This window comes from Photobacterium sanguinicancri, assembly GCF_002265265.1.
In the GTDB taxonomy this organism is placed as follows: Bacteria; Pseudomonadota; Gammaproteobacteria; order Enterobacterales; family Vibrionaceae; genus Photobacterium; species Photobacterium sanguinicancri.
This window is the reverse complement of the sequence record NZ_NOIF01000546.1, coordinates 1-356: the sequence shown is the minus strand read 5'-3', so window position 1 is coordinate 356 and position 356 is coordinate 1. Positions and strand designations below refer to the sequence as shown.

Here is a 356-nt window from a genome sequence, read left to right as displayed (position 1 = left end):
CCGAGCACCGCGCCCCGCTGCGCGAGGTCGGCGTGCTGCTCGATGCGAAGGCCGTGCACACGGGACGCACCGCCTACAACCACCTGCGCGCCCAGGCGGCGACGCACGGCATCGGCCGGCAGCGCGTCGACGAGGTCATCGCCCTCACCGGGCTCGAGAGCGTGGCGCGCAAGCGCGTCGGCGGCTTCTCGCTCGGCATGCGTCAGCGCCTGAGCGTGGCGCACGCTCTGCTCGGCGACCCCGGCGCGCTGGTGTTCGACGCGCCGGCGAACGGACTCGACCCCGAGGGCATCCGGTGGATGCGCCTGCTCATGCGCCGCCTGGCCGACGAGGGCCGAACGGTGCTCGTGTCGTCG

General features: G+C 74.7%; 1 protein-coding gene. It reads left to right on the top strand.

All coding sequences use genetic code 11. From position 1 onward, the window contains the following. The coding region (locus tag ASV53_RS26695) for an ATP-binding cassette domain-containing protein (RefSeq protein WP_141226370.1) at positions 1–356 on the top strand (356 nt) is incomplete at both ends.